This window comes from Pseudosporangium ferrugineum, assembly GCF_003002065.1.
GTDB lineage: Bacteria > Actinomycetota > Actinomycetes > Mycobacteriales > Micromonosporaceae > Actinoplanes > Actinoplanes ferrugineus_A.
The window spans coordinates 216,920-232,360 of the sequence record NZ_PVZG01000008.1 but is presented as its reverse complement, the minus strand read 5'-3'; the positions used below and the strand labels follow the sequence as shown (position 1 = coordinate 232,360).

Below are 15,441 nucleotides of genomic sequence, written 5' to 3'. Positions count from 1 at the left end.
GGCATGGAGCAGATCGCGATCGTGGGGATGGCGGCGGTCTTCCCGGGTGCCGCCACCCTCGACCAGTACTGGCAGAACCTGGTCAACGGCAAGGACATGATCAGCGACGTGCCGGAGGACCGGTTCGACGCGTTGTTCTACGACCCGGACAACGCGCACCGGCCCGACCGGCTCTACACCCGCCGCGGCGGCTTCCTCGACCAGGCGATGTTCGAGCCGCTGAAGTTCGGCATCATGCCCAACTCGGTCGGCGACATCGAGCCCGATCAGCTGATCGCGCTCGAGGTGGCCGCCGCCGCCATCGCCGACGCGGGCGGCCCGGCGAAGATGCCGGACGCCGACCGGGTCGGCGTGATCCTGGGCCGCGGCGGCCTGCTCAACCCGGCCGCGTCCCGGTACGCCAACCGCGTGCGCATGGCCAGCCAGGTCATCAGCCTGCTGCGCGAGCTCATGCCCGACCTCGGTGAGGACCGGCTCGGCCTGCTGCGGGACCGGATCGACGAGCGGCTGGGCAAGCACCAGCCCGAGGGCACGATCGGTCTCGTGCCGAACCTGGCCGCGTCCCGGGTGGCGAACCGGCTGAACCTGCGCGGGCCGGCGTACACGATCGACGCGGCGTGCGCGTCCTCGCTGATCGCCGTCGACCAGGGCATGACCGAACTGGCCCAGGGCCGGCTGGACGCGGTGCTGGCGGGCGGCGTGCACCACGTACACGACATCAGTTTCTGGTCGGTGTTCAGCCAGCTCCAGGCGCTCAGCCGCAAGGGCGAGATCCGCCCGTTCGACGCCGACGCCGACGGCGTGCTGATCGGCGAGGGCACCGGCATGGTCGTGCTCAAGCGCCTGGCCGACGCCGAGCGCGACGGCGACCGGGTGTACGCGGTCATCCGCGGCAGCGGCACCTCCAGCGACGGCCGCTCGGCCAGCATGTTCAACCCGGCCAGCTCGGGCCAGACGCTTGCGATCCGGCGCGCGTGGGAGATGGCCGGCCTGGACCCGACCGCCCCGGACGCGCTGGGGCTGCTCGAGGCGCACGGCACGGCCACCCCGACCGGGGACGCCGCCGAGCTGACCACGGTGGCCGAGGTGTTCGGCCCGCACGCCGGCGGCGAGAAGCCGGTCATCGGCTCGGTGAAGTCGATGATCGGCCACGCGATGCCCGCGGCCGGGGTGGCCGGCCTGATCAAGGCCACCCTCGCGGTCTACCACGGGGTGCTCCCGCCGACCCTCAACGTCACCAAGCCGCGGGCCGAGATGGCCCGGACCCGCTTCCAGCCGATCTCGGCCGCCCAGCCGTGGCAGGGCGCCGGGCCGCGCCGGGCCGCGGTGAACGCCTTCGGCTTCGGCGGCATCAACGCCCACGTCATCGTCGAGCAGCACGCCCACGCCGCGCCCGTGGTGGTGGCCGAGCCGGAGCGCATCGTCTGGCTGGCCGCGTCCTCGGTCGAGGAGATGACCGGGCTGCTGGACCGCGGCGACGTGCGTGACCTGCCCCGGAGCACGACGGGCGGGCCGGTGCGGCTCGGTCTCGTCGACCCCACCGATCAGCGGCTGGGCATCGCCCGCAAGATGGTCGCCCGGGGCGAGCCGTGGCGCGGTGGCCGGGACGTCTGGTTCACCCCGCGCCCGCTGCTCGGGCCCGGCGGCGGCAAGCTGGCGTTCGTCTTCCCCGGCGTCGAGGCGGAGTTCGCGCCGCGTACGGCGGACATCGCCGCGCACTTCGGGTGGCCGCATCGGGAGTGGACGGCCGAGGATCTCGGCCATCACGGCACCGGCCTGGTCGAGGTCGGCAAGCTGCTGGACGCGGCGGTGCGGCGGATGGGCGTACGCCCGGACGCCGTCGCCGGCCACAGCATCGGCGAGTGGACCGCGGCGGCGGTGACCGGCCAGATGAGCACCCAGGGCGTCGACGCGTTCCTCGGGCTCTTCGACGCCGACAGCGTCGAGGTGTCGGGCTACGCGTTCGCGGCGGTCAGCGCGCCGATGGAGACGGTGACGCCGCTGCTCGGCGACTATCCGGGCGTGGTGCTGTCACACGACAACGCGCCGAACCAGTGCGTGGTCAACGGCCCGCGGGAGCAGGTCCAGCGCCTGGTCGACGATCTGCGCTCGCGCACGATCCTGTGCCAGCTGCTGCCGTTCCGCTCGGCGTTCCACACGCCCGTCTTCGCCGAGGGGTTGCAGGCGATCGGCGCGGCGCTGGGGCGCTGGGAGGTGCACCCGACCGAGGTGCCGGTCTGGTCCGGCACGATCTCCGCGCCGTTCCCCACCGATCCGGACGAGGTCAACCAGCTCTTCATCCGGCACATGATCGAGCCGGTCTGGTTCCGCCGCACGGTCAACGCCATGTACGACGACGGCGTCCGCGTCTTCCTGCAGATGGGCGCGGGCCAGCTCGCCTCGCTCATCGACGACAACCTGCGCGACCGCGAGCACCTGGCGATGCCGGCCAACGTGTCCCGGCGCGACGGCCTGGCGCAGCTGCGTCGGGTGGCGACCGCGCTCTGGGTCGACGGCGGTGACCCGGACCTGGCGGTGCTGGAGCCCGCGCGGAGCGGGCCGGCCGCCCCGAAGGTGAACACGGTGGCGGAGCCGTCCGCCCGTAAGGGACCGGCCGTCAAGCTGGACCTGGGTGGGCCGCTGGTCAAGCTCGGCGAGGGCGCCGACCAGCTGCTCGGCCTCGGCAACGCCCGGAAGGCGGCTCCCGCCCCGGCGGCGACCGCCCCGGCGGCCCCCGCACCCGCGGCGGCCCCCGCACCGGTCGCGGGCGGGAATGCGGAGGCGCACGCGTCCGCCCTGTCGGCGCTGAGCCGCATGGCGGGCACCTCGAAGGCCGCCGCGGAGCTGGCCGCGCTGCTCCAGGAGACCGCGAGCGACGCGGTCACGGTCATGAGCGCCGCCCGGACCGCACCCGCCGTGCCGCGGCAGCGGCCCGCCGCCCCGGCGGTGCCACCCGCCGTGCCGCGGCAGCGAGCCGCCACCCCGCCGCCGGCGAGTCCCGTAGCGGCACCGCCGCCGGTAACCGCTGGGCACGGATCCGTGGTGCCGCGGGGCCCGGTAGCCGTACAGAGGAAGGCAGCGGAGGAGATCCTCCTCAGAACGACCCTCGACGTCTCCGTGGAGACGATGCCCTACCTGCGGGACCACTGCTTCTTCGTGCAGCCCGACGACTGGCCCCGGGTCGAGGACCGCTGGCCGGTGGTGCCCGCGACGACCGTGGTGCAGCACATGATGGACGCCGCCGAGCAGGCCGTGCCCGGGCTCAAGGCCGTCGCCGTGCGCGACGCGAAGTTCCATCGGTGGCTGATCGCGGCGCCGCCGCAGAAGGTCGAGATCACCGTCAAGCGCGCCGGGCCGAACGTGGTCACCGTCGTCTTCGGCGGGTACGCCAGGTCCACCGTGGAGCTGGCGGCGGCGTATCCGGAGCCGGCCGAGCGTCCCTGGACGCAGGACCCCGCGACGGAGTTCCCGCCGACGACCAGCGCGGAGCAGATGTACGCGGAACGCCTCATGTTCCACGGCCCGCTGTTCCAGGGCGTCACCACCGTGCACGCCCTCGGCGACATGCACGTGCGCGGCGTGGTCACCGCGCCGAAGCCGCCGGGCGCGTTGCTGGACAACGCGTTGCAGCTCATCGGCAACTGGCTGATCACCACGCAGCCGTTCCGCACCGTGGCGCTGCCGGTCGGCCTGCGGCACATCAAGTTCTACGGACCGGCGCCCGCGCCCGGCACCGCGTTCGAGTGTGTCGCCCGGGTCCGCGAGATCACCGACGGCGAGCTGATCGCCGACACCCAGCTATCGGTGAACGGCCGGGTGTGGGCGCAGATCGACGGCGCCACGGACCGGCGGTTCGACAGCCACCCGACCGCCCGCGCCTGCGAGCGGTTCCCGGAGAAGTACCCGATGTCGCAGCTCCGCGAGGGCGGCTGGACGGTCGCCTTCGACGCGTGGACCGACCTGGTCACCCGCGGCATGGCGGCGCGGGGCATCCTCGGCGGCGAGGCCGCGGCCGAGTACGAGCGGATGCCCGCCGCCAAGCGCAACCCGTGGATGCTGGGCCGGATCGCGGCGAAGGACGCCGTCCGGTTCCGGCAGTGGGACGCCGGGCACACGGACGTCTACCCGATCGAGCTGACCGTGCGCAACGAGCCGAGCGGCAGGCCGTACGTCGAGCTGCGCCCGGGCCGCGGCCTGGTGGAATGCGCCGTGTCGATCGCGCACACGGGCGAGACCGGGGTGGCGATCGCCGGCCCGGCCGGCGCCGAGGTGGGCATCGACGTGGTCGAGATCGCACCCCGCGACGAGTCCACCGTCCGGTACGCCCTCACCGAGGCCGAACGGGCCCAGCTCACCGACGACCGCAGCTTCGCCCGGCTCTGGGCCGCCAAGGAGGCCGCGGGCAAGGCACTCGGTACGGGGCTCGACGGCGCGCCCCGCCGGTTCGACGTCTCCCTCGCCGACGGCACCGTCACCGTCGGCGACCGGGTCATCCGGGTCGCCTGGCAGGAGATCGAGAACCCGCCGGAGCTTCCCCCGCGGCGCTACGTCGTCGCCTGGACCACTTCCGCCGACAACTAAGGAGCACCGCCATGCCCTCCGACCAGACCGCCATCCTCGCCGATGTGTCCTCGATGCTGCGTACGGTGCTGGGCGACTTCGGCGACGACGCCGAGGTCACCATGGACACCACCTTCCGCGACGACCTCGGCATGGAGAGCATCGACGTGGTGTCGCTCGCGGGCCGCCTCCAGGCCCGCTACGGCAACGCGGTGAACTTCGCGCTCTTCGCCTCCGGCCTCGACGTCGAGTCGGTGGGGGAGCTGCGCGTCGGCCAGCTCGTCGACTACATCGCGGACTCGCTGGAGAAGGTGCCGGCCGGCTCATGAGCATGGTCCGGGCCAACGGCATCGAGGTGCACGTCGAGGAGGTCGCGCCGGTCGGGGACCGGCGCGGCACCGTCGTGCTCATCCACGGCATGACGTCGGACAGCATGGCCAGCTGGTTCCTGACGCTGGCCCATCCGCTGGCCGAGGCCGGGATGCGGGTGCTGTTGTACGACCTGCGCGGCCACGGCCGTAGCGTCCGCCCGGCCACCGGCTACCGGCTGGACGACTTCGTCGACGACCTGGCGGCGCTGCTCGCGCACTGGGACGTCGACGAGCCGGTGCACCTGTTCGGCAACTCGTTCGGCGGCACGGTCGCGTTCACGTACGCGGCCCGCCACCCGGACCGGGTAGCCGGCATCCTCACCATCGAGTCCGCGCCGCCGACCGCCACCTGGTTCGCCCGGATGGCGCGGCGGCTGGCCACCGCGGCGGAGACGCTCGCCGACGCCGACGCGGTGGTGAACAGCCGCCCGCTGACCGCCCGGCGGTTCCGGGACGCGTCGGCTCTGCTGGCCGAGACCGACCTCCGCGAGCAGCTGCCCGCCAGCGCCCTGCCCGATCCCGCGACGTTCTCGGCGATCACCTGCCCGGTCCTGTGCCTGTACGGCGGCGAGTCGGCGGTCCAGGAGCTCGCCGGCGAGACCGCGCGGCTCGTGCCGCAGTCCCGGCACGTCGTCGTGCCCGGGCAGAAGCACACCCTCCTCATCAAGGCTCCCGCCCAGGTCCGCGCCGAGGTGCTGCCCTGGCTCACCACCCGCGTGCACTAGGAGATCCCATGGACCGCGCCATCATCATCAGCAACGGCCGCTGTGGTTCCACCCTGCTCTCGGACCTCATCCACGAGGAACCGGAGACGCTGTCGGCCCAGGAATTCTTCATGCTGGTCGCCCCGTGGAACCGCAGCAGCGAGATCATCACCGGCCCGCAGTACTGGGACGTGCTGAGCAGCCCGAAGCCGGAGCTGAAGGTGCTGTTCCGCATCGGCCTGCCGCCCAAGGAGGTCCGCTACCCGGAGTCCGGCCGCTACGCCGGCGACCTGGTGAAGCTGCCGCGCATCCTGGCGATCACCCTGGCGAAGCTCACCGACGACCCGGACGCGCTCTTCGACCGGCTCGCGCCGCTGGTGCGGGACTTCCCGACGCAGCCGGTCGGCGCGCATCACCAGGCGTTCCTGGACCTGCTGACCGAGCTGACCGGCAAGAAGCGCTGGGTGGAGCGGTCCGGCGGGTCCAGCCAGGTGACGCCGGCGCTGCTGACGAACTTCCCGACGGCGAAGATCGTGCACCTGACCCGCGATTGGGCGCCGAGCGCCAAGTCGATGAGCAAGCACTCGTTGTTCCAGCTGGTGCAGATGCGGATCGAGTCGATCGGCCGCTACGGCATCGACCCGTTCGGCGTGACGCCGGATCAGGAGGTGCCGGAGGAGCTGCGTCCCCTGCTGCCGGAGAACCTGACCCCCGACGTCCTGCACGAGCGGGGTGGCGACGGTAAGCGGTTCATGGGCCTGTGCGCGTTCATGAGCAGCCAGGCCGAGCAGGCGCTGATCGACCGGCGGCCGGCGCAGCTGCACGAGATGGCGTACGAGGACCTGGTCCGGGAGCCGGTCGCCGAGCTGACCAAGCTCGCCGCGTTCCTCGGCTTCGCCGACCCGGCCGGCTGGGCCGGTTCGGTCGCCCACCGCGTGCGCCGGCCGGAACCCGTCGCGGTGCCGGCATGAGTGCCTTAGCGGGTTTAGCGGCCGCCGCGGTGCTGGCGGCGGGGTCGGCGGTCGCGCCGGTACGCGCGGCGGACACGTACACCTTCGAGCTGCTGGGCAAGGCGGCGCCGGACGAGTGCTTCGCCGGGATCGGCCGGCCGTACCCGGCCGGGCCGCCGTGCGCCCAGGGGCAGGCGAAGGTCAACCAGGCGTACGTCTGGGGCCTGGCCCGGGTCGGCAAGCAGGTCTGGTTCGGCACCGGCGCCAACACGCAGTGCCTGACCAGCGGTTCCAGTCTGGCCGACGCGAACCCGGTGGTGAACGCCGACTACGTCTGCGAATTCGGCGAGAGCCAGGTGGCGCGCGAGCACGCGGCGGTGCCGGATGCGCTGGGTGACGTCCGGCCGCCGCAGGTGTGGCTCTACGACGCGGCCGACGGCAGCCTCACGAACCGGTCCGCCGAGATCACCGGCGCCTCCGAGGCGGACGCCCGCAGGCTGCGCAGCACGCTCGGGCTGCGCTCGGCGGGCACGCTGAACGGCGTGGTCCTGCTCGCCGGGCCGACGCTGACCAGCACCCTCAACGTCTTCGCCTTCGACGCGGTGACCCGCAAGTTCCTCGGCTCCCGGACGCTCGCCCGCTACGGCAACGCCCGCACGTTCCTGGCCGCCGCCGGCGATCTCTACCTCGGCGCCGGCATCGGGCCCGACGGGTCCCTCGGCGGCGCGGTGCTGCGCTGGCGCGGCAACCGGCTCGCCCCGTTCCTCTTCGAGCAGGTCGCCACGCTGCCGGCGCAGGCGGCGGACCTGGCCTATCAGGACGGCCGGATCTACGCGACGACGTGGTCGACGCTGCGGCCCACCACCGACGCCCAGCTCGGCGGCGTGTGGCGCAGCCCGCCGCTGCCGTTGAACGGCGGGGAGTGGACGCAGGTGTGGAACGCCGGCGGCTACGAGCCGGATCCGCTGATCGCCGAGACGTACGGGGTGGGCGGCGTCGCGGCGTACGGCGGCTGGCTCTACTGGGGCACCATGCACGTGCCGCTGAAGGCGACCAAGGTGCACCAGAAGGCGTACCCGCAGTCGACCGACGAGGCGAAGCGCACCCAGATCCGGGCGACGCAGCGCGCCGCGAGCATCTGGCGCGGACGCAACCTCGGCACCCCGGACCAGCAGATCGAGCTGCTGTACGGCGAGTCGGCGCTGCCCGCGTACAACCCGGAGACCGCCACCTGGGCGGCCGTGCCGACCGGCTGGTCCCCGCGGTACGGCAGGTCGGGTTTCGGCAACAGCTTCAACAACTACACGTGGCGGATGGCCGTAGCGGGCGATCGTCTCTATGTAGGGACGATGGACTGGAGCTACATCGTCCAGGACGTCAGCGACCAGGCGCCGCCGACCGACCCCGCCGGCTGGGGTGCCGACCTGTGGACGTTCCCGTCCGCCGACTCGCCCGCCGAAGCCGTCGACACCCGCGGCCTCGGCAACCACCTCAACTACGGGGTCCGCACGATGGTCGCCGACGGTGACGATCTGTACCTCGGCATGGCCAACCCGATGAACCTGCGTACCGACCCGGCCGACTCCGTCCCCGAGGGCGGCTGGGAACTCCTCCGGCTCGACAGATCCGCGTCCTGAGAGGACCCGCGTCCGTGAGACCTTCCCTGCGCAGAATGGGCACGGCCGGCCTGGCCGTCCTGCTCGCCCTGGCCGGCTCTGCCGTCCCCGCCGTGGCCGCCGTGGCCGCCGACGATGCGTACGCCTTCACGCTGCTGGCCAAGGCGGCGCCCGACGAGTGCTTCGACGGCATCGGCCTGCCCTATCCGGCCGGGCCGCCGTGCGCGCAGGGGCAGGAGAAGGTGAGTCAGGCGTACGTGTGGGGTCTGACGAAGGTGGGCACCGACCTCTGGTTCGGCACCGGCGCCAACGTGCACTGCCTGGTCAGCGGCGCCACCCTGGACAGCTTGACCCCGGTGGTCAACAGCGACTACGTCTGCGAGTACGCGGAGAGCCAGATCGTCCGCAGCGACCCCGAGTGGCCCGCGGAGCTCGGCGACCAGCGGCCCCCGGAGGTGTGGCTGTACCACACGAAGACCGGCCGGAAGGTGGACAAGAGCGGGGAGATCCGGGCGAAGAGCCCCGACGACGCCGAGCGGCTGCGGACCACGATCGGCCTGCGCGCGGCCGGCAATCTCGACGGCGTGGTGCTCCTCGGTGGCCCGGCGCTGAACAACTCGCTCAACCTGTTCGCGTTCGACGCTCGCACCGAACGCTTCCTGGGCTCGGTCAACCTGCCCGAGTACGGCAACATCCGCACCTTTCTCGTCGCCGAGGACGCGATGTATCTGGGCGTGGGGATCGGCCCGAACGGCGGCACCGGCGGCGGCGTGCTGCGCTGGATCGGCAGCCGCAAGAACCCGTTCGCCTTCGAGATCGTGGCGAGCCTGCCGGTGCAGGCGGCGGATCTCGCATACCACGACGGGCGGATCGCGGCGACGAGCTGGCCGGCCAGCCAGCCGTCCTCCCCGGCGCAGCTCGCCGGGGTCTGGCTCAGTCCCGCCCTCGCCGACGGGGAGCCGGGCCTCAACCCGGAGGACGCCGCGGGCTGGACCCAGGTGTGGCACGCGCGCCAGTACGAGCCGGACCGGGTGGTCGCCGCGACGTACGGCGGCGGGGGCGTGGCGTCCTTCGGCGGCTGGCTCTACTGGGGCACCATGCACGTGCCGCTCAAGGCCACCAAGGTGCACCAGCAGGTCTATCCGCAGCAGACCGACGAGGCGAAGCAGGCCCAGATCGCCGGCACCCAGCGGGCGGTCAGCGTGTGGCGGGGCCGGGACCTCGGCCTGCCGACGCAGCGCATCGAGCTGCTGTACGGGGCGACGGCGCTGCCCGCGTACGACCCGGCGACAGCGACGTGGGCCTCGGTGCCGACCGGCTGGACCCCGCTGTACGGCAAGTCCGGCTTCGACAACCCGCTCAACAACTACACGTGGCGCATGGCCGTGGCCGGCGGCCGGCTCTACGTGGGCACGATGGACTGGAGCTACATCGTCCAGGACATCGTGGCGCAGGATCCCGGCCTCCGGATCGCCGACCTCGGGTTCGCGCCTATTGATCCCGCTGTATACGGTGGCGACCTGTGGATGTTCCCGTCCATCTCGGACAAGGCTCAGCCGGTCAGCACCACCGGCGTCGGCAACTACCTGAACTACGGGGTCCGCACCATGATCCCGGACGGTCCGGACCTGTACCTCGGCATGGCCAACCCGATGAACCTGCGTACCGATCCCACCGACGACGTCCCCGAGGGCGGCTGGGAGCTGATCAGGCTCACCGCCCCCGGCACGTAACCGCAAGCGTGGGCGGGCGGCGCATCCCACGGCGCCACCCGCCCGCTCCACCCCCTCGCGCGCCCCAGCGGATCCCCGCGGCGGGCGCTCGTTGCGTCTCCGGAAGGAATTCATCATGATCAATATAAGAAGGCTGCTGGCGGCGGGGGCGGTGGCGCTCGTCGCCGCCGGTAGCGCCCTCTCGCCCGCCGCCGCGGCGCCGGCGCGCCCGTCGTACAAGTTCAACCTGCTCGCCAAGGCCAAGCCGGACGAGTGCTTCGTCGCCGTCGGCGAGGCGTACCCGGCCGGCCCGCCGTGCAAGACCGGCAAGCCGAAGGTCAACCAGGCCTACGTCTGGGGCCTCACCCAGGTCGGCAAGACCATCTGGTTCGGCACCGGCGCCAACGTGCACTGCCTCGTCAGCGGCGCCACCCTCGACTACGTCGTGCCGACCGCCAACGACAACTGGACCTGCGAGTACGGCCAGAGCCAGAGCCGCGCCGCCGACGCCGCGATCCCGGACTACCTCGGCGACATGCGCGCGCCCGAGGTGTGGACGTACGACACCGCCACCGGCCGCAAGGTCAACAAGAGCGCCGAGATCCGCGCGAAGTCGCCGGACGACGCCACCCGCCTGGCGCACACCATCGGCCTGCGCGCCGCCGGCACCATGGGCAACGTGGTCCTGCTCGGCGGCCCGGCACTCGAGAACACGCTCAACATGTTCGCGTTCGACGCCACCACCCAGAAGTACCTCGGCTCGATCAACTTCCCGGACTACGGCAACATCCGGACCTTCCTCGTCGCCGACGGTGCCCTCTACCTCGGCGTCGGCATCGGCCGCAACGGCTCCGCCGGCGGCGCGGTCTGGCGCTGGAACGGCGACACCACCCGGCCGTTCGACTTCACCACCGTCGCCAGCCTGCCCGTGCAGGCCGCCGACCTGACCGTCTACGACGGCCGCATCGCCGCCACCAGCTGGCCCGCCGAGCAGCCCACCACCCAGCAGATGCTCGCCGGCCTCTGGATCAGCCCGCCGCTCGCCGACGGCCAGCCCGGCCTCAACGACGAGGACAAGGCCGGCTGGAAGCAGGTCTGGAACGCCCGCCAGTACGAGCCCGACCGGGTCATCTCGGCCACCTACGGCGGCGGCGGCATCGCCGCGTTCGACGGCTACGTCTACTGGGGCACGATGCACGTCCCGATGAAGTCCAGCACGGTGCACGCCACCGTCTACCCGCCCGCGACCGACCAGGCCGCCAAGGACCAGGCCGTCAAGACCCAGCGCGCGATCAGCATCTGGCGCGCCAAGGACCTGGGCCTGCCGACCCAGAAGATCGAGCTCGTGTACGGCGAGAAGACGCTGCCCGCCTGGGACCCGGCCACCTCCACCTGGTCGGACAAGAGCACCAACTTCACGCCCCTGTACGGCAAGTCCGGCTTCGGCTACCTGTTCAACAACTACACGTGGCGCATGACCGTGGTCGACAACAAGCTCTTCGTCGGCACCATGGACTGGAGCTACCTGGTCAAGGACCTGCTCGCCGGCGCGGCCCCGCAGGCGCCCGTGAACAGGCGGGCCAAGAAGGCGCTCGCCGACCCGGACAACTGGCACACGCCGCTGATCGACCCGTCGAAGTTCGGCGGCGACCTCTACATGTTCACCGACTCGAACACGCCGGCCCAGCCCGTCAACGTCCGTGGCCTGGGCAACTACCTCAACTACGGCATCCGCAACATGATCCCGAACGGTAAGGGCGGGCTCTACATCGGCATGGCGAACCCGATGAACCTGCGGACCAACCAGACCGACAACAAGCCCGAGGGCGGTTACGAGCTCCTCGAGATGAACAAGCGCTGACCCTGCTTGCTGAGCGGGCCTCCCGTCCGGGAGGCCCGCTCATTGTTCTGACCCGCCCCATACGTTCCTCGAACATCCTCGATGGATGGTGGTGTCATGAAGCGCCCGATCGCCCTTGCCGCCGTGTCGCTGCTGCTGCTCGCGGGCTGCACCGGACGTGACCGTCCCGCGCCCCGGCCCGAACCCACTCCGGATTCTTCCTCTTCCTCCTCGACCGGTGCCGGCACCGGGACGCCCGGTTCGGCCGGGACGCCCGGAACGACCGGCGAGGCCCCCGCGCCGAACGCCACGCTGCCGGCGGGCAAGTCGAGTGCCTCGCTCACCGTCGACGGCCGCAAACGCACCTATCTGCTGTACCGCCCCGCCTCCGCGAAGGCCGGCGCGCCGCTCGTGGTCGTCCTGCACGGCGCGGTCGGCACCGGCCGGCAGGCCGAGCAGTCGTACGGCTGGGACGCCGAGGCCGACAAGGGCGGCTTCGTGGTCGCGTACCCGGACGGGGTCAACCGCACCTGGAACGCCAGCCGCGACTGCTGCGGCGTGGCGGCCCGCGAGAACGTGAACGACGTGGGCTTCATCACCAAGCTGGTGGCCGCGGTGCCCGGCACCGACCCCCGCCGGATCTACGCGACCGGCATCTCCAACGGCGCGCTGCTCGCCTACCGCCTCGCCTGCGACACCGACATCTTCGCCGCCATCGCCCCGGTGGCCGGCACGATGATCAACGAGTGTGACCGGCCGGCCCCGCTCTCGATCATCCACATCCACGGCGAGAGCGACCCCACCATTCCGTACGCCGGAGGCCCCGGCCGCCGCAGCAACGACGGCAAGGGACGCCTCCCGGTGAAGATCGACGGGCCGTCCGTGCCGTCCCTCATCGACACGTGGCGCCGGACCGACAGATGCGCGCCGCCGACCACCACCAAGTCGGGCCCGGTGACGACCTCGGTGGCGACCTGCCCGGACGGCCGGGCGGTGGAGCTGATCTCCATCGCGGGCGCCGGTCACCAGTGGCCCGGCTCCCGGCAGGCCCCGGTCGCCCAGCGCCTGTTCCACCTCGACCCGCCGTCCACCGCGCTGAACGCGACCGCGACCATCTGGACCTTCCTGAAGGCACACCCCAAGCATTGACATAGTCCTGTACGCACGCAGTAATGTACCTACATGCAGACACCCTTCGAGGGTGATCCGCGTGTGGCGGAAGCTCGCCGGCTGCGCGCGGAAACCCGGATGTCCCTGGCTCAACTTCGCACCCACTTCGGCGTCGGCCGCGACACCATGGCGGCCTGGCTCTGGAACGAACCCACCCCCGAATGGACCCGCCGGCCCAACGCCAAGGACGACCTCCGCGCCGAGGCCGTCGCCCTCCGGCGGGACGGCCACACGGTCCCCGACATCGCCACCAAGCTCGGCGTCGCCAAGTCGACGGCGTACCTCTGGGTCCGGCACCTCCCGCTCGACGAGAGCTCGGAGCGGGCCCGGGAGCGCCGCAGCGAGCACTCCCGCCGCATTTCGGAGACCCGCTGGGAGCCGCTGCGCCAGAAGCGCGACGCCGAGCGGGCCGCCACCAACGCCGCGGAGGCGGCGTGGGTGGGCGAGCTCTCGGACCGCGAGGTCAAGCTCCTCGGCGCCGTCGCCTACTGGTGCGAGGGCGCCAAGGCCAAGCCTTGGCGCCCGAACAACTGCCATGCCATGTTCATCAACAGCGATCCGTGTCTGATCCAGCTGTTCATCCGCTTCGCGGAGCTGATGGGCGTGGACCGCCGGAATCTGAAGTGCCGGGTCAGCATCCACCAGTCGGCCGACGCGGAGGTGGCCGGTCGCTGGTGGGCCGAGGTGGTCGGGGTGCCGTTCGAGCTTTTCCGGCCCCCCACGCTCAAGACGCACAATCCGTCCACGGTCCGCCACCACGTCGGAGATGCTTATCGCGGCTGCCTGATTGTCGAGGTTCCGAAGTCGCGGGAGCTCTACTGGCGCACGGAGGGCATGATGCGAGGCATCGCGTCCGCAACCGGAGGCGAGGGAGACGCTAGTATGTGAGCCGCGAACAGAGCCTAGAGTTTTGTCCGCTTTGCCCTCCCGGGTCGTCTAATGGTAGGACTGTGGCTTTTGGTGCCATCTATAGGGGTTCGAATCCTCTCCCGGGAGCTTCCTGTCTGCGGCTGAGTTGGCGCCGCGTTCACTCACTGCCACACTGCGAACAATGGAGTCCCGCGTGAGCCAGGCCCCGAGTCGTACCGTCGTCGTCCTCGCCGCCGGTGAAGGCAAGCGGATGAAGTCCGCGACGCCCAAGATGCTGCACCCGCTGCTCGGGCGGACGCTGCTCGGCCACGTGCTGCACGCCGCCGAGGCCGCGCGGGCGTCCCGCACCGTCGTGGTCGTCGGGCACAAGGCCGACCAGGTGCGCGCCCACCTGGCCGAGATAGCCCCCGGCGCCACCCCGGTGGTCCAGGCGCAGCAGAACGGGACCGGTCACGCCGTACGCATCGCGCTCGACGCCATTCCGGAGGCGACCGGCACCGTCGTGGTGCTCAACGCCGACGTGCCGCTGCTGCGGCCGGAGACCGTCGAGGCGCTGATCGCCGCGCACGAGTCGGGCCGCAAGGGCGCGACCGTGCTGGCGGCCGAGGTGGCCGACCCCACCGGCCTGGGCCGGATCGTGCGGGGCGCCGACGGCAACCTCGAGCGGATCGTCGAGGAGCGGGACGCCTCCGCCGAGGTCCGGGCGATCCGGGAGATCAACGCCGGCATCTACGTCTTCGACGCCGCCCTGCTGCGGGAGGCGCTCGGGAAGCTGTCCACCGACAACGACCAGGGCGAGGAATACCTCACCGACGTCTTCGGCATCCTCGCGGCGGTCGGGCACCCGGTCGGCGTGCACGTGGCCGCGGACGCGCAGGAGACCCTCGGCTGCAACGACCGGGCCGAGCTGGCGCGGCTGCGCGGCCTGCTGCGGGACCGGGTCAACACGGCGTGGATGCGGGCCGGCGTCTCGATCCTCGACCCGGCGACGACCTGGATCGACGTGACGGTGACGCTCGAGCCGGACGCCGTGATCGACCAGAACTGCCAGCTCCAGGGCGGGACGGCGGTGGCGACCGGCGCGGTGATCGGCCCGGACACCACGCTGGTGGACACCGTGGTCGCGGAGTGTGCCACCGTGCTGCGCTCGCACTCGATCGGGGCGCAGATCGGGCCGGACGCGACCGTGGGCCCCTACTCGTACCTGCGGCCCGGCACCCGGCTCGGCCGCAAGTCGAAGGTCGGCGGGTTCGTCGAGACGAAGAACGCCGAGCTGGGCGCGGGCGCCAAGGTGCCGCACCTGTCGTACGTGGGCGACGCGACGATCGGCCCGAGGTCGAACATCGGCGCCGGCACGATCTTCGCCAACTACGACGGCGTCCGGAAGAGCCACACGACGGTCGGCGAGGCGGCGTTCGTGGGCAGCGACACCGTGCTGATCGCGCCGGTGGAGATCGGCCCGGGCGCGTACGTGGCCGCGGGCAGCGCCGTCGCCAAGGACGTGCCGGCCGGGAACCTGGGCGTCACCCGGGCCCCGCAGCGCAACGTGGAGGGCTGGACGGCCCGGAAGCGGCCGGGCACGGTGTCGGCGGACGCGGCGGAGAAGGCGGCGGGGGCGTCCGGAGGGACCGCGGAGTAGCACCTAGGC

10 protein-coding genes and 1 tRNA gene are annotated in these 15,441 nt (G+C 72.1%); all 11 read left to right on the top strand.

All coding sequences use genetic code 11. The features are described 5' to 3' along the window. Positions 1-3: 3 nt before the first annotated feature. The 11 genes from CLV70_RS18930 to glmU all read left to right on the top strand — a co-directional run bounded on the left by CLV70_RS18930 (position 4) and on the right by glmU (position 15,432). Positions 4-4,581, top strand: a complete 4,578-nt coding sequence (locus CLV70_RS18930; protein ID WP_106127841.1) for a type I polyketide synthase — start codon at positions 4-6, stop codon at positions 4,579-4,581. Between the two features lie 11 nt (positions 4,582-4,592). After that, on the top strand, positions 4,593-4,889 hold the full coding sequence (locus tag CLV70_RS18925; protein WP_170148633.1) for an acyl carrier protein: 297 nt from the start codon (positions 4,593-4,595) through the stop codon (positions 4,887-4,889). Then, the gene (locus CLV70_RS18920) at positions 4,886-5,656 is read left to right on the top strand and encodes an alpha/beta fold hydrolase (RefSeq protein ID WP_106127840.1); all 771 of its coding nucleotides are present in this window, start codon (positions 4,886-4,888) and stop codon (positions 5,654-5,656) included. The genes CLV70_RS18925 and CLV70_RS18920 overlap by 4 nt, the downstream gene beginning before the upstream one ends. A gap of 8 nt (positions 5,657-5,664) precedes the next feature. Next, complete coding sequence (locus CLV70_RS18915) at positions 5,665-6,606, top strand: sulfotransferase family protein (protein WP_106127839.1); 942 nt, start codon at positions 5,665-5,667, stop codon at positions 6,604-6,606. After that, complete coding sequence (locus CLV70_RS18910) at positions 6,603-8,222, top strand: hypothetical protein (RefSeq protein WP_146164095.1); 1,620 nt, start codon at positions 6,603-6,605, stop codon at positions 8,220-8,222. The genes CLV70_RS18915 and CLV70_RS18910 overlap by 4 nt, the downstream gene beginning before the upstream one ends. A gap of 14 nt (positions 8,223-8,236) precedes the next feature. Beyond that, on the top strand, positions 8,237-9,934 hold the full coding sequence (locus tag CLV70_RS18905) for a hypothetical protein (RefSeq protein WP_245908316.1): 1,698 nt from the start codon (positions 8,237-8,239) through the stop codon (positions 9,932-9,934). 115 nt (positions 9,935-10,049) lie between these two features. Next, positions 10,050-11,774: a hypothetical protein gene (locus CLV70_RS18900; RefSeq protein WP_106127837.1), complete on the top strand. Its 1,725-nt coding sequence runs from the start codon at positions 10,050-10,052 to the stop codon at positions 11,772-11,774. Between the two features lie 96 nt (positions 11,775-11,870). After that, a complete protein-coding gene (locus CLV70_RS18895; RefSeq protein ID WP_158277783.1) occupies positions 11,871-12,902 on the top strand; it encodes an extracellular catalytic domain type 1 short-chain-length polyhydroxyalkanoate depolymerase in 1,032 nt (343 codons plus the stop codon). Positions 12,903-12,935: 33 nt separating this feature from the next. Then, positions 12,936-13,811, top strand: coding sequence for a helix-turn-helix domain-containing protein (locus tag CLV70_RS18890; RefSeq protein ID WP_245908315.1), 876 nt, complete (start codon positions 12,936-12,938; stop codon positions 13,809-13,811). Positions 13,812-13,848: 37 nt separating this feature from the next. After that, a tRNA-Gln gene (locus CLV70_RS18885) sits at positions 13,849-13,919 on the top strand. 67 nt (positions 13,920-13,986) lie between these two features. Beyond that, entirely contained in the window at positions 13,987-15,432 is a 1,446-nt protein-coding gene (gene glmU, locus CLV70_RS18880) for a bifunctional UDP-N-acetylglucosamine diphosphorylase/glucosamine-1-phosphate N-acetyltransferase GlmU (RefSeq protein WP_106127957.1), read from the top strand. The last annotated feature ends 9 nt before the right edge of the window (positions 15,433-15,441 follow it).

What these genes read in the sequence shown, in the direction of transcription:
- CLV70_RS18930 (WP_106127841.1), top strand. Translation starts at nt 4, where the DNA reads ATGGAGCAGATCGCGATCGTGGGGATGGCGGCGGTCTTCCCGGGTGCC.
- CLV70_RS18925 (WP_170148633.1), top strand. Translation starts at nt 4,593, where the DNA reads ATGCCCTCCGACCAGACCGCCATCCTCGCCGATGTGTCCTCGATGCTG.
- CLV70_RS18920 (WP_106127840.1), top strand. Translation starts at nt 4,886, where the DNA reads ATGAGCATGGTCCGGGCCAACGGCATCGAGGTGCACGTCGAGGAGGTC.
- CLV70_RS18915 (WP_106127839.1), top strand. Translation starts at nt 5,665, where the DNA reads ATGGACCGCGCCATCATCATCAGCAACGGCCGCTGTGGTTCCACCCTG.
- CLV70_RS18910 (WP_146164095.1), top strand. Translation starts at nt 6,603, where the DNA reads ATGAGTGCCTTAGCGGGTTTAGCGGCCGCCGCGGTGCTGGCGGCGGGG.
- CLV70_RS18900 (WP_106127837.1), top strand. Translation starts at nt 10,050, where the DNA reads ATGATCAATATAAGAAGGCTGCTGGCGGCGGGGGCGGTGGCGCTCGTC.
- CLV70_RS18895 (WP_158277783.1), top strand. Translation starts at nt 11,871, where the DNA reads ATGAAGCGCCCGATCGCCCTTGCCGCCGTGTCGCTGCTGCTGCTCGCG.
- CLV70_RS18890 (WP_245908315.1), top strand. Translation starts at nt 12,936, where the DNA reads ATGCAGACACCCTTCGAGGGTGATCCGCGTGTGGCGGAAGCTCGCCGG.